Origin of the sequence: Corynebacterium evansiae (genome assembly GCF_027570065.1) — a bacterium.
GTDB lineage: Bacteria > Actinomycetota > Actinomycetes > Mycobacteriales > Mycobacteriaceae > Corynebacterium > Corynebacterium evansiae.
Genome location: NZ_JAKMUT010000001.1, coordinates 349,888 through 368,655, shown reverse-complemented (window position 1 = coordinate 368,655; position 18,768 = coordinate 349,888). Strand labels below are relative to the sequence as shown.

At 66.5% G+C, this 18,768-nt stretch carries 18 protein-coding genes; 10 read left to right on the top strand and 8 right to left on the bottom strand.

What is annotated here, in order from left to right:
* From L8V00_RS01650 to L8V00_RS01640, 3 genes are read right to left on the bottom strand one after another with little or no spacing between them, the layout of a single operon-like run.
* Positions 1 to 1,236: a 5-(carboxyamino)imidazole ribonucleotide synthase gene (locus tag L8V00_RS01650; RefSeq protein ID WP_269944034.1), complete on the bottom strand. Its 1,236-nt coding sequence runs from the start codon at positions 1,234 to 1,236 to the stop codon at positions 1 to 3.
* 5 nt (positions 1,237 to 1,241) lie between these two features.
* Entirely contained in the window at positions 1,242 to 1,745 is a 504-nt protein-coding gene (locus L8V00_RS01645) for a hypothetical protein (RefSeq protein ID WP_049049813.1), read from the bottom strand.
* A complete protein-coding gene (locus L8V00_RS01640) occupies positions 1,742 to 2,584 on the bottom strand; it encodes a biotin--[acetyl-CoA-carboxylase] ligase (protein WP_269944033.1) in 843 nt (280 codons plus the stop codon). The genes L8V00_RS01645 and L8V00_RS01640 overlap by 4 nt, the downstream gene beginning before the upstream one ends.
* An 85-nt stretch (positions 2,585 to 2,669) precedes the next feature.
* Here L8V00_RS01640 and L8V00_RS01635 point away from each other — a divergent pair, with 85 nt between their 5' ends.
* Genes L8V00_RS01635 through L8V00_RS01625 form a run of 3 tightly spaced genes read left to right on the top strand, consistent with a single transcriptional unit; the run spans position 2,670 to position 4,827 of the window.
* Positions 2,670 to 4,034: an acyl-CoA carboxylase subunit beta gene (locus tag L8V00_RS01635; RefSeq protein WP_269944032.1), complete on the top strand. Its 1,365-nt coding sequence runs from the start codon at positions 2,670 to 2,672 to the stop codon at positions 4,032 to 4,034.
* A 10-nt stretch (positions 4,035 to 4,044) separates the two neighbouring features.
* Positions 4,045 to 4,239 carry an acyl-CoA carboxylase subunit epsilon gene (locus tag L8V00_RS01630; protein ID WP_034984823.1) on the top strand — a complete coding sequence of 65 codons (195 nt, stop codon included), beginning with the start codon at positions 4,045 to 4,047 and terminating at the stop codon, positions 4,237 to 4,239.
* Between the two features lie 3 nt (positions 4,240 to 4,242).
* On the top strand, positions 4,243 to 4,827 hold the full coding sequence (locus L8V00_RS01625; RefSeq protein ID WP_269944031.1) for a Maf family protein: 585 nt from the start codon (positions 4,243 to 4,245) through the stop codon (positions 4,825 to 4,827).
* Here the strand turns inward: L8V00_RS01625 and L8V00_RS01620 are convergent.
* From L8V00_RS01620 to L8V00_RS01610, 3 genes are all read right to left on the bottom strand, one after another.
* Positions 4,824 to 6,056 carry a bifunctional 2-methylcitrate synthase/citrate synthase gene (locus tag L8V00_RS01620; protein WP_070487845.1) on the bottom strand — a complete coding sequence of 411 codons (1,233 nt, stop codon included), beginning with the start codon at positions 6,054 to 6,056 and terminating at the stop codon, positions 4,824 to 4,826. The genes L8V00_RS01625 and L8V00_RS01620 overlap by 4 nt on opposite strands.
* Positions 6,057 to 6,075: 19 nt before the next feature.
* Positions 6,076 to 7,572: a 2-methylcitrate dehydratase PrpD gene (prpD, locus tag L8V00_RS01615; protein WP_049049807.1), complete on the bottom strand. Its 1,497-nt coding sequence runs from the start codon at positions 7,570 to 7,572 to the stop codon at positions 6,076 to 6,078.
* A 123-nt stretch (positions 7,573 to 7,695) separates the two neighbouring features.
* Complete coding sequence (locus L8V00_RS01610; protein ID WP_269944030.1) at positions 7,696 to 8,760, bottom strand: Cj0069 family protein; 1,065 nt, start codon at positions 8,758 to 8,760, stop codon at positions 7,696 to 7,698.
* 152 nt (positions 8,761 to 8,912) lie between these two features.
* Here L8V00_RS01610 and L8V00_RS01605 point away from each other — a divergent pair, with 152 nt between their 5' ends.
* From L8V00_RS01605 to L8V00_RS01585, 5 genes are read left to right on the top strand one after another with little or no spacing between them, the layout of a single operon-like run.
* Positions 8,913 to 9,779, top strand: a complete 867-nt coding sequence (locus tag L8V00_RS01605; RefSeq protein ID WP_035004384.1) for a sulfurtransferase — start codon at positions 8,913 to 8,915, stop codon at positions 9,777 to 9,779.
* 56 nt (positions 9,780 to 9,835) lie between these two features.
* Complete coding sequence (locus tag L8V00_RS01600; RefSeq protein ID WP_269944029.1) at positions 9,836 to 11,629, top strand: acetyl/propionyl/methylcrotonyl-CoA carboxylase subunit alpha; 1,794 nt, start codon at positions 9,836 to 9,838, stop codon at positions 11,627 to 11,629.
* 22 nt (positions 11,630 to 11,651) lie between these two features.
* Entirely contained in the window at positions 11,652 to 12,239 is a 588-nt protein-coding gene (locus L8V00_RS01595; protein ID WP_269944028.1) for a hypothetical protein, read from the top strand.
* 36 nt (positions 12,240 to 12,275) lie between these two features.
* The gene (gene glpK, locus L8V00_RS01590) at positions 12,276 to 13,826 is read left to right on the top strand and encodes a glycerol kinase GlpK (RefSeq protein WP_274707034.1); all 1,551 of its coding nucleotides are present in this window, start codon (positions 12,276 to 12,278) and stop codon (positions 13,824 to 13,826) included.
* A gap of 24 nt (positions 13,827 to 13,850) precedes the next feature.
* Positions 13,851 to 14,432: a DUF1707 SHOCT-like domain-containing protein gene (locus L8V00_RS01585; RefSeq protein ID WP_269944026.1), complete on the top strand. Its 582-nt coding sequence runs from the start codon at positions 13,851 to 13,853 to the stop codon at positions 14,430 to 14,432.
* On the opposite strand, the gene L8V00_RS01580 is transcribed toward L8V00_RS01585, so the two are convergent.
* Positions 14,413 to 15,645: an amidohydrolase gene (locus L8V00_RS01580; protein ID WP_034984844.1), complete on the bottom strand. Its 1,233-nt coding sequence runs from the start codon at positions 15,643 to 15,645 to the stop codon at positions 14,413 to 14,415. The two genes, L8V00_RS01585 and L8V00_RS01580, sit on opposite strands and share 20 nt — an antisense overlap.
* 57 nt (positions 15,646 to 15,702) lie before the next feature.
* On the opposite strand from L8V00_RS01580, the gene L8V00_RS01575 reads away from it, so the two are divergent.
* Positions 15,703 to 16,515, top strand: coding sequence for a purine-nucleoside phosphorylase (locus L8V00_RS01575; RefSeq protein WP_269944025.1), 813 nt, complete (start codon positions 15,703 to 15,705; stop codon positions 16,513 to 16,515).
* The gene (locus L8V00_RS01570) at positions 16,512 to 18,047 is read left to right on the top strand and encodes a phospho-sugar mutase (protein ID WP_269944024.1); all 1,536 of its coding nucleotides are present in this window, start codon (positions 16,512 to 16,514) and stop codon (positions 18,045 to 18,047) included. The genes L8V00_RS01575 and L8V00_RS01570 overlap by 4 nt, the downstream gene beginning before the upstream one ends.
* Here L8V00_RS01570 and upp read toward each other — a convergent pair.
* Positions 18,018 to 18,656 (bottom strand): uracil phosphoribosyltransferase, encoded by a 639-nt coding sequence (upp, locus tag L8V00_RS01565; protein ID WP_070487854.1) that lies wholly within the window; start codon positions 18,654 to 18,656, stop codon positions 18,018 to 18,020. The genes L8V00_RS01570 and upp overlap by 30 nt on opposite strands.
* Positions 18,657 to 18,768: the final 112 nt, after the last annotated feature.

Genomic DNA, 18,768 nt, shown 5'->3' with positions numbered 1-18,768 from the left:
TTAGTCCTCCCATTCGGCGGTTTCCAGGAACTTCGCGGCCAGGCGCGCCTGCTCGCGCGTGCGCGTCGGATCCTCCCCCAGCATATTGACGTGGCCGATCTTGCGGCGCGGGCGCCAATCCTTGCCGTACATGTGGATCTTTGCGTTCGGGAAACGACGCCACACCGCATCCATGCGCTCGTGCATCGGCATCGCCGGATCCTCGGCAGCTCCCAGCACGTTTGCCATCACTACCACCGGCGCGGTCGGCTCCGTGGAGCCCAGCGGGCGGTCCAGTACGGCGCGGACGTGCTGCTCGAACTGGCTGGTGATGCAACCATCCTGGGTCCAGTGGCCGGTGTTGTGCGGGCGCATCGCCAGCTCGTTGACGATGATCTCCGGCTGGCCGTTCTCGTCGGTGGTCTCGAACAACTCCACGGCCAGCACACCCGTGACGCCCAACTCCGTGGCGATGTCACGGGACAGCTGCTCGGCGGCGGCCAGGATTTCAGGCGTGGAGTTAGGGGCGGGCGCCACGGCCTCCACGCAGATTCCGTCCTCCTGCAGGGATTCCACTGCCGGCCACGCCTGCACCTCGCCGGACGGGGTGCGGGCCACCATGGCGGACAGTTCGCGCACCAGCGCGACCTTCTTTTCCGCCATCAGGGGGATCTCCTTGTCCAGCAGCTTCTCCACCAGCTCGCGGGCCTCGTCCACCGTGGCGGGGAACCACACGCCCTTGCCGTCGTAGCCGCCGCGGCGGGCCTTCAAGCACACCTGGCCATCCACGGCCTCGAAGAACCCGGCGATGTCGTCGGCGGACTCGATGGCGGCAAACGCCGGCACCGGGGCGCCCAGCTCGCGCAGCTTCTTGCGCATCACCAGCTTGTCCTGCGCGTGGATCAGCGCAGACGGCTGCGGCTGCACGTTCACGCCCTCGTCGATGAGAGCATCCAGGAATCGGTTGGGCACGTGCTCGTGGTCGAAGGTCACCGCGTCGGAGTCGCGGGAGACCTCGCGGACGTGCTCCTCCAGCGCGTAGTCCCCCAGCACCACGTCGGCGGTCACCTGCGCGGCCGAGGAATCCGGAGCCCCGGCCAGCACGCGGCAGCTAAGGCCCAGCTCGATTGCTGCTTGCTGTGTCATGCGCGCCAGCTGCCCGTCACCGATGATCGTCACCAGCGGCGCGCCCGGCGCGTGCGCGGTCTCGCGGGCTAATGACCAGTCGGCTGTGTTTTTCCCGTTGTTCTCACTCACGCCTTCTAACTATAGTTCCCCGGCCCGACACGCCTAAGCTGGCTCTTCAGCAGCCGCTCGAACTTGCGGGTATAGGGAACCGAATGCAGCACCAACGGCACCCGGGCGCCCGCCACATACACCGCCACGTCTCCCCGGTGGGAGCGGCAATCCACCACGTTGGCCAGCGGGATCTGCCCGATCCGGCTGCGCAGGTGGCCGGTCGCGGTGATCAGCCGCCTGTCGGTCAGCAGCATGCGGGAGCGCGCGCGGAAGATCAGGTGGCGCACGCAGCGCCTCCAGCAGACCCACAGCCACGCAACCAGCAGGCCCCGGCGGAGCCAGAGGAAGGCTTCCACGGTGGGGGCGTCCAAAGCATTGGTGGCCAAGTACTGATCCAGAGCGCCGATGCCCATCCAGAACAAGCCCGTCCACAGCATCAGGCGCAGCACCGGGAAGAACATGGAGCGGCGCGCGGGGCTCAGCTCCGCTAAGACCTGCTCGCCGGGGTCGAAGGTGATTTTGCTCATGCGTAGCGCCCTCCGTAGTCGCCCGTGCCGTCGGCGCGCAGGTGCACGATCTCCCCGGCGCGGATCACGCGCGTGCCCTCGCTGGTGCGGACCAGCAGCTCGCCGTCGTCGTCGATGTCGGTGGCCGCGCCCTCCACGACCTCGTCGCCGGGCAGGAAAGCGCGCACGGAGGTGCCGATGGTCGCGGAAGCCTGGCGGTAGCGCGGCAGTACGGTCTGGGCCGCCCCTCCTAGTCGACGCCACCTTTCCAGATTCGCCGCCAGCTCCGCGAACACGGCCACCGCAACGTCCTCGCGGCTTGGGCAGGGCAGTCCCAAGCGGGCGCATTCCAGGTCGATGGAGCTGGCGTGGGCGACGGGCAGCTCGTCGGTCTGCAGGTCGTAATTGATGCCGAAGCCCAGGATGATCGCCGGGTGCGGGTCCAGGTGCACGGCCTCCACCAGGATGCCCACCAGCTTGCGGCCGTCCAGCACGCAGTCGTTGGGCCACTTCAGCTGGATGGGGATGTCCGCGGAGGCGCGGATGCCCTCCACGATCGACAGGCCCGTGAGCAGCGGCAGCAGGCTAATGCGATCCACAGGCACGTCCGGCAGACGCAACAGCACGGAACAGATCAGCTGGCTGCGGGCCGGGGCCTCGAAGGAGCGGCCCTTGCGGCCCCGCCCGGCGGTCTGCTCCTCGGCCATGAGCAGGGACATGTCGGGCAGGTCCTCCCCGCAGCGCACGCGGTCGGCCAGGTCGGTGCTGGTGGAACCGGTGGTTTCCAGCACTTCGACGTGGCGGTAGCCCAGCGGAGCCAGGCGCTCGGCCAGGCGGCGGGGGTCTAGCGGCGTGCGCATGGGAGTACTGTCCTTTCTCTTCACATGCCTTCCCTCAGACACTCTAGCCCCACCAATCACGGCGCTGAAGTTTTTACACCGTATTATGGCGACCATGAGCTCTACCACCGACACTTCGACAACCGCCGGGAAGATCGCCGACCTCCGCGATCGACTGGCGGAGACCCACAAGCCGCAGGGGGACGAAATCCCGCGCGCTCGTCGCCGCGTGGACGCACTGCTGGATGCCGGTAGCTTCGTGGAGACCGACGCGCTGGCCCGCCACCGCTCCACCGCCTTCAAGGCCGACAAGTTCCGCCCCGCCACCGACGGCATCGTCGCCGGTTACGGCACCGTCGACAGCCGCCCGGTGTGCGTGTTCTCGCAGGACGCCACCCTCTTCGACGGCCAGATCGGCGAGACCGCGGGCGAGAAGATCCTGAAGGTCATGGAGCTGGCCGTGAAGTCCGGCACCCCGCTGATCGGCATCTACGAGGGCGCCGGCGCCCGCCCGAACGAGGGCATCGCGGCCCTGGAGTTCTTCTCTCGCATCCACAACCTGCAGACGAAGCTGTCCGGCGTGGTTCCGCAGATCGCCCTGGTCGCCGGCCCCACCAGTGGCGCGCTGGTGCACTCGGTGGTTCTGTCCGACGTCGTCGTTGCGGTCAAGGGTGCCGGCGAACTGGTAGATGACGCCACAGACGGCACCGCCCACATCGTCGCCGAGGACGACGCCTCCGCACTGGGACTCGTCGCGGACATCCTGGGCTACCTTCCCAGCAACAACCGGGCACTCCCCCTGCCCGGGGAGGAGGCGGACGCCGAGGCGGAAACAGACGAGCTGGACAGCCTGATCCCCGACTCGGACGCGCAGGCCTACGACATGCACAAGGTGCTGGACCGCGTGGTGGACGCGGGCACCGTGCTGGAACTCCAGAAGTTCCACGCGCCGAACCTGATCACGGCACTGGCGCGCGTGGGCGGCCGGAGTGTGGGCGTCATCGCGAACCAGCCCGAACAACAAGCAGGAATGATCGACGACGCGGCGGCCGAGAAGGCAGCGCGCTTCATCCGCTTCTGCGACGCTTTCAACGTGCCGCTGGTGACCTTCGTGGACTCGGCGGGCTACGCACCGGACGTGCTGTTCCGCCGCACCGCGAAGCTGATCGGAGTGACGGCAGCGGCGAGCGTCGGCAAGATCGCCGTGGTCACCCGCAAGGCCTTCGGCGACGCCTACCTTTCCCTGGGGGCGAAGCGCCTGGGCACCGACCTGGTGTACGCATGGCCGACCGCGCAGATCGCGCAGGACGACAGCTACCAGGCGGAGCCTTACTCCGCCGCGGAGCGAGGCCTGGTGGACGCGGTGATCCCGCCGCGCGAGACCCGCGCACGCATCGTCGACGGCCTGCGCCTGGTGGAGCGCAAGGCCGAGGACGGCTACCCGCGCAAGCACGACAACCTGCCGTTCTAGGAGGAAGCGCGTGACTGACTTTCAGGTGATCAAGGGCAACCCGGACGAGGTAGAGACCCGGGCGCTGCAGCTCATCGTCGACGACCTGGCCAAAGAGGCCGAGGCGCTGCGCAACGCGAAGCCGGATACGCGCGGGCACTACGGCCGCGAGCTGCGTCACAGCAGCCCCGGCGCGTTCCGCAACCCGCGGATGCCGCGGGGCTAGGGCATGCAGCTGACATTGGCCAGCACCTCGCCGGCGCGCGAGAAGGTGCTGAACGCCGCCGGGGTATTCCCGCGCAAGGTCTCCCCCGGCGTGGACGAGGAGGCCGCCGTCGCGGAGCTGGTGAACCCCACCCCGGCGCAGTACGTGCAGCACCTGGCCACTGCGAAGGCGCGGGCGGTAGACGGCGAGTTGGTGCTGGGCGGCGACAGCATGCTGCTGATCGACGGCGAGCTGCAGGGCAAGCCGCACACGCGCGAGGAGACGGTGCGGCGGTGGCGCCAGCAGCGCGGGAAGCGCGCAGAGCTAGTCACCGGACATGCGCTTTTTGACGCCACCACGGGCCAGATCTACGAGGAAGCCGTGGCCACGCAGATCCAGTTCGCCGATGTCTCCGATCGGGCGATCGAGGCGTACGCCGCCACCGGCGAGCCGCTGAAATGTGCCGGCGCCTTCACCCTGGAAGCGCTCGGCGGCTGGTTCATCGAGAGCATCGACGGGCACCCGTCGGCCGTGATTGGCCTATCGCTACCCGCCCTGCGGCGGGGGCTTGCTCACTTCGGCTACGACTTCTCCGACCTCTGGGGCTAATCAGCCTTGACGGAGCGCTGCTCGGGGCCGACGTAGCTGGAAAGCGGGCGGATCAGGGCGTTGTCCTCGTTTTGCTCCACGATGTGGGCGGTCCAGCCGACGACGCGGGCCATGACGAAGATCGGGGTGAAGAACGGGATGTCGATGCCCAGCATGTAGTAGGTCGGGCCCGCCGGGAAATCCAGGTTCGGCTGGATGCCGGTGCGCTGGTCCATGGCCTTCTGCATGTTGTCGTACATCTCCACCCAGCGCTGGCCGTCGTGGTTGGCGGCGGTGCGGCGCATGGCGGCCTCCATGGTGGGCACGCGCGAATCGCCCTTCTTGTACACGCGGTGGCCGAAGCCCATGATCTTGTTCTTCGCGTCGCACTGGTCCAGCACCCACTGCTCGGCGGCTGCCGGGTCCTCGACGGCCAGGAAGTTGTGCATCACGGCCTCGTTCGCGCCACCGTGCAGCGGACCCTTGAGGGCGCCGATGGCGCCGGTGACTGCGGAGTAGACGTCGCTCATGGTGGAGCTGATCACGCGGCCGGTGAAGGTGGAGGCGTTGAAGCCGTGCTCCGCGTACAGGGTGAGGGACTGGTCGAAGGCCTCGACATCGTCGCGGTTGTTGGCGGGGCTGCCCTCCTCGTCGCCGAAGCACATGTAGAGGAAGTTCTCGGCGATATCGCGGTCGCGGGACGGCGGGATGTAATCCAGGTTCTTGCGGCGGCGCAGGTCGTAGGCGATGATCGTCGGCAGCTTGGCCAGCAGCGTCAGCCCGGTGCGGCGCACCGCGTCGGGGCTGCGATCGTCCGCGTTGAGGTCCTCCGTGCCGAACACACTGACCGCCGTGCGCAGCACGTCCATGGGGTGGGCGGTCTTGGGCAGGGAGTTGATGAGGTCCAGCATGCTGCGGTCGATGGGGCGCAGGGCGCGCTCGCGCTGGCGGAACTGCTCCAGCTCGCGGAAGTCCGGCAATTCGCCGTTCCAGAGCAGGTAGGCCACGTCCTCGAAGGTGCAGTGCTCGGCCAGCTCCTGAACGGGGTAGCCCCGGTAGGTCAGGGAGTTGGTCTCCGGGTTCACCTTCGAGACACCGGACGTGTCCACCACCACGCCGTTGAGGCCCTTGTTGATGTTCTTGTCGGTGCCGGTGACGTTGGAGGTCTTGCTGGACTGGGCGCGGGGCGTGGTGAAGTTGGTGCGTCCGCGGTCGAAGGGTGCGTTGGAAACCTTGATCGGCTTAGTCATGGTGAGTGGTCCTTTCGGGTTAGAAGATGCCGCCGGGGATCTGTGGTGCGCGTGCCAGCACGTCGTCGCTGACCACGAGGTTCAGCTGGCCGAGCTCGCCTGGGGCCAGGTCCGCGGTGGCCTCGGCGACGGCGAGGAAGCGATCCTGCTCCGCCTCGTCCACCACGCCCTCGGCCAGGGTGCGGAACTTGTTGATGTAGTCGGCGCGGCCGAAGGGGCGGGCGCCCAGCGGGTGGGCGTCGGCCACGGCCAGCTCGTCGACGATCTCGGTGCCGTCGCGCAGGGTGACTACTGCCTTGCAGCCGAAGGCCTTCTCGGCCGGGTCGGTGGAGTGGTAGCGGCGGGTCCACTCCGGATCCTCCACAGTGGAGATCTTGTGCCACAGCTCCACGGTCTCCGGGCGCTGGGCGCGCTCGGGGGCGTAGGAGCGCTCGTGGTGCCACTCGCCGTCTTCGAGGGCGACGGCGAAGATGTACATCACGGAGTGGTCCAGCGTCTCGCGCGAAGCCTTTGGATCGAACTTCTGCGGATCGTTCGAGCCGGTGCCGATCACATAGTGGGTGTGGTGGCTGGTGTGCAGCACGATGCTTTCCACCTGGCTTAGGTCCCCGATCTTGTCCCGCATGCGGCGGGCCAGGTCGATTGGCGCCTGGGACTGGTACTCCGCGGAGTGCTCCTTGGTGTAGGTATCCAGGATCGCCCGCTTGGGCTCCCCCGCCTCCGGCAGGGGTACGACGTAGTGGGCGTCCGGGCCGTCCAGCAGCCAGGCGATCACGCCGTCCTCGCCCTCCCAGATCGGGGCCGGGGCGCCCTCGCCGCGCATGGCGCGGTCCACGGCCTCCACCGCCATCTTCCCGGCGAAGGCAGGTGCGTGGGCCTTCCAGGAGCTGATGAGCCCCTTGCGGGACTGACGCGTAGCCGTCGTGGTGTGCAGCGCCTGTCCGACAGCCTGGTAGATCACCTGCGGGTCCAGCCGCAGCAGCGTGCCGATTCCCGCGGCCGCGGACGGCCCCAAGTGTGCGACGTGGTCGATCTTGTGCTTGTGAAGGGAGATACCCTTGACCAGATCCACCTGGATCTCGTAGCCGGTGGCGATGCCGCGGATCAGGTCGCGCCCGCCCAGCCCGCGCGCCTGCGCTACGGCCAGGATCGGCGGGATGTTGTCACCGGGGTGAGAGTACTCAGCAGCCAGGAAAGTATCGTGAAAATCCAGCTCTCGCACCGCTACGCCGTTGGCCCAAGCGGCCCATTCGGGGGAGACGGTGGCGTCAGTACCAAAAACGGCGCTGGGCCCGGTGTGGCACAACGCCTGGGTGCGCGCCGAAGTTACTGGGCGGCGCAGGATGGAAGCGGCAGCGACGGCCGCGTTGTCGATAATGCGGTTGACCACCATGTCCGCGGTGTCTTGCGGCACCTCGACCGGGTCGGCGGCGACCTGCGCGACCTTCCATGCGAGGTGTTCTTCCTGCGGAAAGTCGTCGGCAGAGGGGTGGACGCGAACGTCGTGGTTAATCATCGCGGGGGTTAGATCCTTTCGGGAATTGAGGCTGTGATGCGCCTCACTCTAACGCCCCGCGACGGGTTATGTAGTTAAACAAATATTTTTTGACGCCAAAACGTCAGTGTTGCGCTGACGCGCTTAAGCGTGCTTTGCCTCCACGCGCTTGATGGCCTCCTCGGCAACCAGCTGCTGGATGCCCATGTCCAGCTCGGAGGTGAAGCCCACGCAGGAGCAGTTGATCTCGCCCAGGACGTAGGTGTCCTCGCCGGTCTCATCGTCATCGGCCAGCATAAAGTCGGCGGTCCAGATCAGCGGGATGTTGTCGCCACCCAGCTTCTCAGCGATGACCGGGCGAGCAGCGGCGAACATGTCCACCAGGTCCTGCCACTCCTCCGGCTTCTGGTAGGTGTACTTCGCACCGGAGAACAGGGTTGCGGAGAACGCATCGCCGCCCTCGGCCGGCTTCTTGTGAACCACGAACACCGGGTGCGGACCGACCAGCAGAATGCGGATCTCGCCCTCGACGATGCGCGGCATGAAGCGCATGTCCACCAGCATGCCGTTGTCGCCGACGATGTACTGGTCGCAGAAGTCCATGAACTCGCCCAGCTCGCGGACCTCCGTGTGGTTGTCGACTGCCTCGGTGCACTTCAGCTTCGTATCCAGGGGCAGAGCCGTGCCCGGCTCGATGGACTCGGCCAGCTGCTTGTCCTCCAGCTGCACGCGCCAGATGCCGGAGCCGGTGGAGCCGCGGTTCTGCTTCAGCACGCGCTCACCGTAGGACAGGGAGGTGGGGAAAGTCTTGTGGAAGGAGTCGACGTCGTAGTAGGCGGCGGTGTCGTCCGGCACCAGGTCGGTGTCGTTCAGCTTCACCAGCGCATCCTTCGCGCCGTAGGCCATCATCTCAGCCGGAGTGGACATGCCCACCAGGCCGGCCTCCTCGGTCAGCTTGGTCAGCATGTCGAAGTAGCCCTTTTCGCCGCCGGGGATGTGGCCCGGGTTGACGCGGGAGATGTAAGCGTCGTACTTAGCGGCAACGTCTTCGTAGATCTCGCTGGCCTTCTCCGGGTCGAAGTAAACAACCTCGGCGCCCCAGCCCTTCTCGCGGATGGCCTCGACGATGGGCATGGTGTCGCGGCGGTGGCCGTCCTCACCCTTGTCGTTTCCGCCCTGAACCTCAAAGACAACAATGCTCTTGTGCACGGTTTCCCCTAGCTCTGGAAGTAAAAAATGCAGTGCGCGTGGCCACGTTTAGCCAACACCTTTAATTCTATGGCGAGCCAGCCCGGGCGGCAGTGTGAGAAAGGCTGGCAAGAAGGCGCTAGACTCTCAATCGATCGAAAGGCAGGTGTTTCATGGGAATCGAATTCGACCCCAGCCCTCAGCTCAAGCAGTACGCACAACCAAACAAGCTGGTCACGAACGCTTGGCTCGGCGCAAAACTGGGGACTCCCGGCCTCAAGGTCGTCGAGGTGGACGCAGATTCGCTTTTATACGATATTGGTCACATTCCCTCTGCCGTGCGCCTGAAGTGGTACGAAGACCTCTCGGATCCGGTGTGGCGCGACCTTATCGGACCAAAGGAGTTCGAGGAACTCATGGGGCGCCTGGGCATCTCCCGGGAGGACACGGTGGTGTTCTACGGCGACCACGCCAACCTGTGGGCCGTGTACGCGCTGTGGGTCTTCGAACTTTTCGGCCACCCGGATGTGCGGATCCTGGACGGCGGGCGAGACGCCTGGATGCAAGAGGAACGCGAGATTTCCTATGCCGTCGACGAGGTTTCGCCGCGCCCCGTCTACTCAGTTCCTTCCCACCGAAACGACCACACCCACCGCATCTTCGTCGACGAGCTGCGCACGAAGTTCGACGGCACCCAGGTGATCGACCTGCGCAATGCCGAGGAGTACACCGGCGAAGTAACCCTGCCCGGCTACCCTATCCGCCGCAACGGGCACGTGCCGGGGGCCAAGAACCTGCGCGCCGACTCCTCACTGCTGGCCAACTCGCGCTTCCGCCCCGCCGAGGCCATCGAGGCCATCCATGCCGAGCTGGAGCTGGACCCTCACCGTGAGACCGTTGTTTATTGCAACAACGGTGCCCGGGCCGCGCTCGAGTGGTTCGTGCTGCGCTTCCTCTTGGGGTGGGAAAATGTGCGGGTTTACGATGGCTCGTGGATCGAATGGGGAAACATGATGCGCGTGCCCATCGAACGCGCCTAACCGGGGAGTGTAGCCTCATTAACTAACCCCTAACTAATAACCCGAAAGGATTGTCCGTGACTTCCAGCACCGCCGCTGACTTGACGAAGGTACTGATCGCCAACCGTGGCGAGATCGCAGTGCGCGTCATCCGGGCTGCGCGCGACGAGGGCATCGCTACCGTCGCCGTGTACGCGGACCCGGATGCAGAGGCACCCTTCGTACGCATGGCCGACGAAGCGCTGGCTCTCGGCGGCCAGACCTCGGCGGAGACCTACCTGGACATCGAGAAGATCATCGGTGCCGCGCGCAAGTCCGGCGCCGACGCGATCCACCCGGGCTACGGCTTCCTGTCGGAGAACGCGGACTTCGCCCAGGCGGTCGTGGATGCGGGGCTGAACTGGATCGGCCCGCCGCCGGAGGCCATTCGCAAACTCGGCGATAAGGTCACTGCGCGAAACATTGCTCTTAGTGTTGACGCCCCTATGACTCCGGGCACTAAGGAACCCGTCGCGGATGCCGCAGAGGTCACCGCCTTTGCAGAGCGCCACGGACTTCCGATCGCCATCAAGGCCGCCTTCGGCGGTGGTGGGCGCGGCATGAAGGTCGCCTACACGATGGACGAGATCCCGGATCTCTTTGAGTCCGCAACCCGCGAGGCCATCACCGCCTTCGGCCGTGGAGAGTGCTTCGTGGAGCGCTACCTGGACCGCGCCCGCCACGTCGAGGCGCAGGTCGTGGCCGATAAGCACGGCAACGTCGTCGTCGCCTCCACCCGCGATTGCTCCGCCCAGCGGCGCTTCCAGAAGCTCATCGAGGAGGCCCCCGCGCCGTTCTTGAGCGACGAGCAGAACGAACGCATCTACTCCTCCGCCAAGGCCATCTGCCGCGAGGCCGGCTACTACGGCGCGGGCACTGTGGAGTACCTGGTGGGCTCCGACGGGCTGATCAGCTTCCTGGAGGTCAACACCCGCCTGCAGGTGGAGCACCCCGTCACCGAGCAGGTCACCGGCTGGGACCTGGTGCGCGAGCAGTTCCGCATCGCCCGCGGCGAAGAGCTATCCCGCACCGAGGATCCGGAAATTGTCGGCCACTCCATCGAGTTCCGCGTCAACGGCGAGGACCCGACGAACAACTTCATGCCGGCCCCGGGCCGCATCCAGACCTACCGCGAGCCCGCCGGTCCCGGCGTGCGCATGGACTCCGGCATCGAAACCGGCGCGGTGGTCGGCGGCCAGTTCGACTCCATGCTGGCCAAGCTCATCGTCACCGGCGCCGACCGTACCGAGGCGATCCAACGTTCCCTGCGGGCGCTGGAAGAGTACGAGGTCGAGGGCATCCCGACCGTGATCCCCTTCCACCAGGCCGCGCTGACCGACCCGGCCTTCGTCGCCGAAGACGGCAACTACCGCGTGTACACCCGGTGGATCGAAGAGGAATGGGACAACCAGCTGCCCGCCTACGAGGAGCCACTCGCGGCCGCTGCCGAGGGCGAGCTGCCGAAGGAGAAGCTGGTCGTGGAGGTCGACGGGCGCCGCGTAGAGGTGCTGGTGCCGGGCGAGATCCTGGCGGGCCGCGGCTCGGTAAGCCGCGCGAAGAAGCGCCGCGCGAATGCCGCGGACATCGCCATCACCGGCGACACGGTGGCCGCCCCGATGCAGGGCACCGTGATCAAGGTGGAGGTCGCGGAAGGCGACGAAGTGGCCGAGGGTGACGTGCTGCTGGTGCTCGAGGCAATGAAGATGGAGAACGCCGTCAAGGCACACAAGTCCGGTGTGGTGCAGTCCTTGAGCGTCGGAGGCGGCGATGGCGTCACCAAGAATCAGGCACTTATGGAGCTGAAGGACGACAGCTCTACTGAGAACGAATAGACAAGACAGGAAACGCACCCCCATGACTGAAACTACCGCTGAGCAGGCTAACAGCTTCGAAAGGAAGACGCCGAAGGGCATGATCTTCCTCGGCCTTGGACTGCTGATCGTCGCCGTAATCACCGCTATCGTTTCGCTGGTGGGTGTGAAGGACTTCGGCAAGGGCTACGACGTACAGGCCGGCAAGGAGTACTACCTACTGGCCGACGAGGACGCCCTGACCGCGAAGGAGTGCACCCTGGTCGATAAGGAGGGCAAGCAGCTCGTCGACCGTATCGAGGCCGCGGATCTAAAGTTCAGCCAGGATGACCTGGAGATCTCCGACGTGTCCCTGCCCTTGACGAAGAACAAGGGCGTGTACACCTCGATCAAGTTCACCGAGGACATCGAGGGCGCCAAGTACACCTGCGACCAGGGCAACATCTACATCTCCAAGTACTCCTCCGGCACCCTGCAGGCACTGCGGTGGGTGACGATGCTGTGCGGCGCTGCGGGCGTAGCGATTCTGATTCTGGCGGCGTTTGCGAACCAGCGTAAGCGGGCCGCTGATGATGCCGATAGCGCAGCGGACGCAGAGGACGCAGAGGACACAGAGGACACAGAAGACTGAGTGGTAGAAAACCTTACGAACCAGCTGACCGGGACCTTGGCTAAGTGGAAAAGCTCCAAGCGGGGCTACGTATTGGCGCTCGACCAGGGGACCACATCTACCCGCTGCATCATTTTTGACGCGCACGGCAAGATCATCAGCTCCAGCCACATGGAGCACCAGCAGATCTTCCCCCGCCCCGGCTGGGTGGAGCACGACCCGGAGGAGATCCGGCGCAACACCCGCCGCGTGATGGCGGACGCTGCGGCCTCCCACGACATTCCGGTAGAAGAGTTCGCCGCGGTGGGCATCACCAACCAGCGCGAAACGACCGTCGTCTGGGATCGCGCTACCGGCAAGCCCATCTACAACGCCATCGTGTGGCAGGACACGCGCACCGACAAGATCGTGAGCTCCTTGAGCGAAGAGCAAAAGGACATGATCTTCGAGCGCACCGGCCTGAACGCCTCTACCTACTTCGCCGGGCCGAAGATCCAATGGATCCTGGACAACGTCGACGGCGCCCGCGAGAAGGCAGAGCGCGGGGAGCTGGCCTTCGGCACTATCGACTCGTGGCTGATCTGGGAGCTCACCCGTCGCTCACACAAGAAGTCCAAGGCGGGCCGCAGCGGCAATGCCCGACATGTCACGGACGTCACCAATGCCTCACGCACCATGCTGATGGACCTACGAACGCAGACGTGGGATCCAGAGCTGTGCGAGCTGTTCGGCGTGCCGGAATCCATGCTGCCGGAGATCGTCAGCTCCTCCGAGGTGGTTGGGAAGGTTCGCCGCAGCGGACCGGTGCAGGGGGTGCCGATCGCGGGCATCCTGGGCGACCAGCAGGCCGCAGCCTTCGGCCAGGTGTGCTTTAACCAGGGCGAGGCGAAGAACACCTACGGCACTGGCAACTTCCTGCTGATGAACACCGGCACCGAGCCGCAGTGGTCCGAGCACGGGCTGATCACCACCGTCGCCTACCGGCTTGGCAACCAGCCCGCCGTGTACGCGCTGGAGGGCTCCATCGCCGTCACCGGCTCCCTGGTGCAGTGGCTGCGCGACAACCTGGGGTTCTTCGATACCGCCGACGACATCGAGCCGCTGGCTCGCAGCGTGGACGATAACGGCGGTTGCTACATCGTGCCGGCCTTCAGCGGGCTGCTGGCGCCGCACTGGCGCCCCGAGGCCCGCGGCATCATCGCGGGGCTGACCCGCTACGTGACGAAGGCGCATATTGCCCGCGCCGCGCTGGAGGCCACGGCCTTCCAGACCCGCGAGGTCGTTGAGGCCATGAACGCGGACTCGCAGGTGGATCTGAAGAACCTGCGCGTCGACGGTGGCATGGTGGTCAACTCGCTGCTGATGCAGTTCCAGGCCGACCAGCTGGAGGTGCCAGTGACGGTGCCGGAGGTCTCGGAGACCACCGCCCTCGGAGCGGCCTACGCCGCCGGCCTGGCCGTGGGCTTCTACCGGGACCTCGACGAGCTGGTTTCCCTCTGGCAGGAGGAAAAGACCTACTTCCCCAAGGGCGACCCGGAGGAGCGCAAGATCGCCTACGACAAGTGGAAGCGCGCCGTGGAGCGGACGTTCAACTGGACCGAGGATTAGGCTCCGGGTGCTACCTTTAGAGGTATGAACGAACCGTCCCGCCGTGAAATCCGCATCTCCGATGTCGACCGTAGCGACGCTATCAGCGCGCTCGGTGAGCACTTCGCCGACGGTCGGCTCACCATGTCCGAGTACGAGGAGCGCGTGCAGCAGGCCACCACGTCCCGCTCCGAGCGCGAGCTCGCGCAGTTATTCACCGACCTCCCACCGCTGGAGGCTTCGCGCGAGCTCGTTCCCTACTACTCCGCCCACGAGGTCGATCGCCAATACCGCAGCGGCAGGAACGTGCGTCTGGGCTTGCTGCTCAGCACCGTGATCGGCAGCAGCGCCCTGGCCATGCTCTTCAATGGCGTGTGGGCGAACTCCGCCATCCTGCTGCGACTAATCCCGCTGGTTTTCGTGCTGCTTTACGTCATGAAGGTCGGCCCGAGAGCCTGGTACGAGCCCAGCCCGGAGCAGTTGGAACGCCAGCGCTTCCGGGAGCTGAAGATGCAGCAGCGCGCCCAGCAGGCGCAGTGGAAATTCGAGCGCAAGCAGCGCACCCACCAGCTGACCAGCAGCGCGATGAAGTTCGCGCAGAAGCGCCTTAACGGAACTGGTCAATAACCCCGGCGAACAGGCGGATGCCGATACCCAAGGCGCGCTCGTCGAACACGATGTCCGGCTGGTGCAGGTCGGGCCTCTCCCCCTTGCCAGTCCACGCGCCCAGGCGCGCCATGGAGCCCGGCACGTGCTCCAGGTACCAGCTGAAGTCCTCGCCGCCGGTGGATTGCGGGGCCTCCTTCAGCGCGTTCGGATCCACGTCCTTGACGGCCTGCGCGAGTGCGGCGGTGGAAACATCGTCGTTCATCACCGGCGGCACGCCCTTGGTGTAACGCAGCTCGAGCTCTGCTCCGGTGGGTGCCACCAGGTGCTCTAGGAGTTCTCGCAAGGTTTCTTCGCCACGACGCCACACTCCAACCTCCGCGGTGCGGAACGTACCGAGCAGGCGGACCTCCTGCGGAATTGCGTTGAACGTGGAGCCGCCGTTGATCGCGCCGAAGGTCAGCACCGTGCCGGTGCGCGGGTCTACGGTGCGGGACAGCAGGCCCGGCAGCTGCGAGGCGATGAGGCCTGCGGTGTACACCAGATCCGCCGCCAGGTGCGGACGGGAGGTGTGGCCGCCGTGGCCGCGCAGGATGATCTCCACCACGTCGCTGGCGGAGGTGATCGCACCGGTGCGCACGCCGATCTCGCCGGTGCGCAGCTTCGGCTCGCAGTGGACGGCAAAGATGCGGGACACGCCATGAAGCGCTCCGGCTTCGATGACGTCCACCGCGCCGCCGTCCATGACTTCCTCGGCGGGCTGGAAGATAAAGCGAACCTGAACCCCCAGGGCATCCTCCCCGTGGGCGTCAACAAAGTCGGCGAGGGCGACGGCCAGCCCCAGCACGATCGTGGTGTGGATGTCGTGACCGCAGGCGTGCATGACCCCCGGCACCTCGGAGGCGTAATCGAGGCCTGTGACCTCCTGCAACGGCAGCGCGTCGATGTCACCGCGGAAGGCGATGCGGGGCGCGCCGACGGGGCCAATGTCGGCGATCAGGCCCGTGGAGGGCAGAGCCACAGGTTGCAGCCCGGCGCGCTCGAGCTCGGCAGCCAGGAAGCGGGTGGTCTCCGTCTCCATGTGCGACAGCTCGGGGTTGCGGTGCAGGTGACGGCGCCAGTCGATGACCCGCTGTGCGTTGTCCCGCGTCCAGTTCTGCACGAACTGGGCGACAGAATGGGTGCTGCTTTCCTGCGCGCGTTCCTGTGTGCCGTCTTGCACTTGAATACTCACGTCCCTCTCACTTTTACTGACCTGTCTAGTCTAGCGCCTGCGGTATTCTTGGTTGGCATGACTGCTTCCCCAAATCCTTATGAATTGGCCGCAGAGGCTGCGGCGGCGCTGAAAGAGCGCACCGGCCTCGATTCCTACGACTGTGCCGTAGTACTCGGCTCGGGGTGGCGCCCCGCCGCCGATGTGCTGTGCGAAGGCGCGGAAGACCTGCAGGAGTTCCCAATGTCGGAGCTGCCGGGTTTCCTGGCGCCGACCGCGCAGGGGCACGGCGGCACGGTCCGCAGCGCGCAGATCGGTGGACGTAACGTGCTGGTGCTGCTGGGCCGCACCCACGCCTACGAGGGCCACGAGCTGTGGCGCACCGCCCATGCGGTTCGCACCGCAGCAGCCGCGGGCGTGCAGACGATCGTGCTGACCAACGCCGCAGGTGGCCTGACCGAGGGCATGACCGTGGGCGAGCCGGTGCTGATCGCCGATCACATTAACTTCACCGCCAAGACACCCCTGACGGGCGCGAACTTTGTGAACCTGGTGGATGCCTACAGCCCCGAGCTGCGCGCCAAGGTGCAGAAGCTGCGCCCCGGCATGCGCGAGGCCGTGTACGCGATGATGCCCGGCCCGCAGTACGAAACCCCGGCGGAGATCCACATGCTGCGCACCCTGGGCGCGGGCCTGGTGGGCATGTCCACGGTCTACGAGACGATCGCCGCGCGCGAGGCGGACGTGGACGTGCTGGGGATCTCGCTGGTCACGAACCTGGCGGCGGGGGTTACCGGCGAGGCTCTGAACCACGAGGAGGTTCTGCAGGCGGGCAAGGAAGCCGCCAACGACATGGGCAAGCTGCTCGGCGAGCTGGTGAACAACCTATGAGCCAGTTGAAGTTCGGCACCGCCGGCCTGCGCGCCAAGATCGGTCCCGGGCCAGACGAGATGAACGTCGGCACCGCCACCCGCGCCACGGCCGGTGTGGCTGCGTGGCTCAAGGAACGGAAGCGCCCCTTGCGCGCCGACGGGGTTTTTCGTGCGGCTGTGGGCTATGACGCCCGCTACGCCTCCCACGCCCTAGCCCGCGCCACGGCGGAAACTTTCGCGGGTGCAGGCTTCGACGTGACCCTCATCGCGGAGCCCTCCCCCACCCCAGTGTTGGCGTGGCTGGTACGCTCCCGGCAAATGGATGTGGGCGTGCAAATCACCGCCTCGCACAACCCGGCGCAGGACAACGGCTACAAGCTGTACCTGGACGGCGGCGCACAGCTGGTCTCCCCCGCCGACCGGCAGATCGAGGAGCACATTGCCGCCCAGCCCACCGACGCGGCGAAGATCCCCCGTTCCGAGGCGAAGTCTGTAGACCTGTCCGTGGTCTCCGGCTACGTCACCGAGCTGGGCACCCTGGTGGCCACCGGCCGCCAGGCGGAGCTGGCGCCGCGGCGGAAGCTGAAGATCCTCTACACCCCCATGCACGGCGTGGGCGGCAACGCCCTGGAATGGGCCTTGCGCGAGAACGGCTTCGGCAACGTGCACGCGGTGGCCTCGCAGCGCTGGCCGGACCCGACCTTCCCGACGGTGGACTTCCCCAATCCGGAGGAGCCGGGTGCCACCGACGCGCTGCTGGAGGAAGCCCGCGCCATCGACGCGGACCTGCTGATCGCCCTGGATCCGGATGCAGACCGCTGCATGCTGGGGTTGAAGCGCGCGGATGGCGAATACCACATGCTGCGCGGGGACGAGGCCGGCCCCTTGCTGGCGCGCCGGGTGCTGGCGGGCGTGGGGGCGTCCACAAAGAAAAAGCCTGTAGTGGCGACAACGGTGGTCAGTTCGCAGCTGCTGGGGCGCATGGCGCGCGCCGAGGGCTGGGACTACGTGGAGACGCTGACTGGCTTTAAGAACCTGGCGCGCGCTGCCGACGGTCGGCCGGGTGAGCTGGCTTTTGCCTACGAGGAGGCGATCGGCACCGCGCCCGCGCCGCACATCGTGGCGGATAAGGATGGCATTGCGACGGCGCTGATCGCGGCGGCGTGGGCGGCCGAGACGGATCTGGCTGCCGAGCTGGACGACATCGAGGCCACCTATGGGGTGTTCAGGACCGCGCAGGTCAGCGCACGTTTCGACAGTGCGGAGCAAGCGCAGGAGCTGATCGCGCGCTGGGCGGACAACCCACCGGCAGAGCTCGCGGGTGCGGCCATGCAGGCCGGGCCGATCGAGGATTCCGCGGGCAACCGCACCGACGGCGTGCGGCTGGTGGGCACTTCCGGGGACATGGGGCTGCGCGTGGTCGCCCGCGCGTCCGGCACCGAGCCGAAGGCGAAGTTCTACCTGGAGGTCAGCGCGGTGCCAGGGGCGGATGCACAGGCCGTGGAGGCGCTGCTGGAGCGCCTAAAGGTCGATGTTTCGGGGGCCGTATAGGCGGTCGCCGGCATCGCCCAGGCCGGGGACGATGTACGCGTCCTCGTTCAGGCTGGGGTCGATGGTGGCGGTGAAGAGTCGGCGCACGCTCACGTTGGCCTCCACCAGCGCATCCACGCCCGGCTGGGCGGAGACCATGCACACGCAGGTGATGTCGTTGGCGCCGCGATCCTCCAGCAGGCGGATGGCGTGCAGCAGCGAGCCGCCGGTGGCGAGCATCGGGTCGACCAGGAACACCGGCTGGTCGCTGAGGTCGTCCGGCAGCGCCTCCAGGTAGGGCACGGGCTCGTGGGTGGTTTCGTCGCGGGCCATGCCGATGAAGCCGACCTGTGCGTCGGGGATCATGGACAGCGCCGGGTCGATCATGCCCAGGCCGGCGCGGATGACGGGCACGATGATCGGGGGCTTTTCCAGCCGCGTGCCCGTGGTGGTGGCGACGGGGGTTTCGAGCTCGAAGTGTTCGACCACCAGGTCCGCCGAGGCCTCGTAGATCAGCATGGCCCCCAGGTCGGACAAAGCGGCGCGGAACTGTGCGTTGTCACTGTTCTTGTCGCGCATGATGCTGAGCCGGGAGGCGACGAGCGGATGATTAACCACCTGAATTTCCATGGTTCCCCACTCTAGTTGATTCGCGATTGAACCTTTCGGGCTGCGGCGGAGTCTAAAGAAACTGCAGAGTGTTTTTGGGGGAGGGTTTCATGCTTTCAGGGGATGCGTTAAC

Bases quoted from the DNA above. Each gene is read 5' to 3' on its own strand.
- L8V00_RS01605 (WP_035004384.1), top strand. From the start codon at position 8,913: ATGGGAATCGAATTCGACCCCAGCCCTCAGCTCAAGCAGTACGCACAA.
- L8V00_RS01620 (WP_070487845.1), bottom strand. From the start codon at position 6,056: ATGACTAAGCCGATCAAGGTTTCCAACGCACCCTTCGACCGCGGACGC.
- upp (WP_070487854.1), bottom strand. From the start codon at position 18,656: ATGGAAATTCAGGTGGTTAATCATCCGCTCGTCGCCTCCCGGCTCAGC.
- L8V00_RS01585 (WP_269944026.1), top strand. From the start codon at position 13,851: ATGAACGAACCGTCCCGCCGTGAAATCCGCATCTCCGATGTCGACCGT.
- L8V00_RS01570 (WP_269944024.1), top strand. From the start codon at position 16,512: ATGAGCCAGTTGAAGTTCGGCACCGCCGGCCTGCGCGCCAAGATCGGT.
- L8V00_RS01625 (WP_269944031.1), top strand. From the start codon at position 4,243: ATGCAGCTGACATTGGCCAGCACCTCGCCGGCGCGCGAGAAGGTGCTG.
- L8V00_RS01595 (WP_269944028.1), top strand. From the start codon at position 11,652: ATGACTGAAACTACCGCTGAGCAGGCTAACAGCTTCGAAAGGAAGACG.
- L8V00_RS01575 (WP_269944025.1), top strand. From the start codon at position 15,703: ATGACTGCTTCCCCAAATCCTTATGAATTGGCCGCAGAGGCTGCGGCG.
- L8V00_RS01640 (WP_269944033.1), bottom strand. From the start codon at position 2,584: ATGCGCACGCCGCTAGACCCCCGCCGCCTGGCCGAGCGCCTGGCTCCG.
- prpD (WP_049049807.1), bottom strand. From the start codon at position 7,572: ATGATTAACCACGACGTTCGCGTCCACCCCTCTGCCGACGACTTTCCG.
- L8V00_RS01645 (WP_049049813.1), bottom strand. From the start codon at position 1,745: ATGAGCAAAATCACCTTCGACCCCGGCGAGCAGGTCTTAGCGGAGCTG.
- L8V00_RS01635 (WP_269944032.1), top strand. From the start codon at position 2,670: ATGGCGACCATGAGCTCTACCACCGACACTTCGACAACCGCCGGGAAG.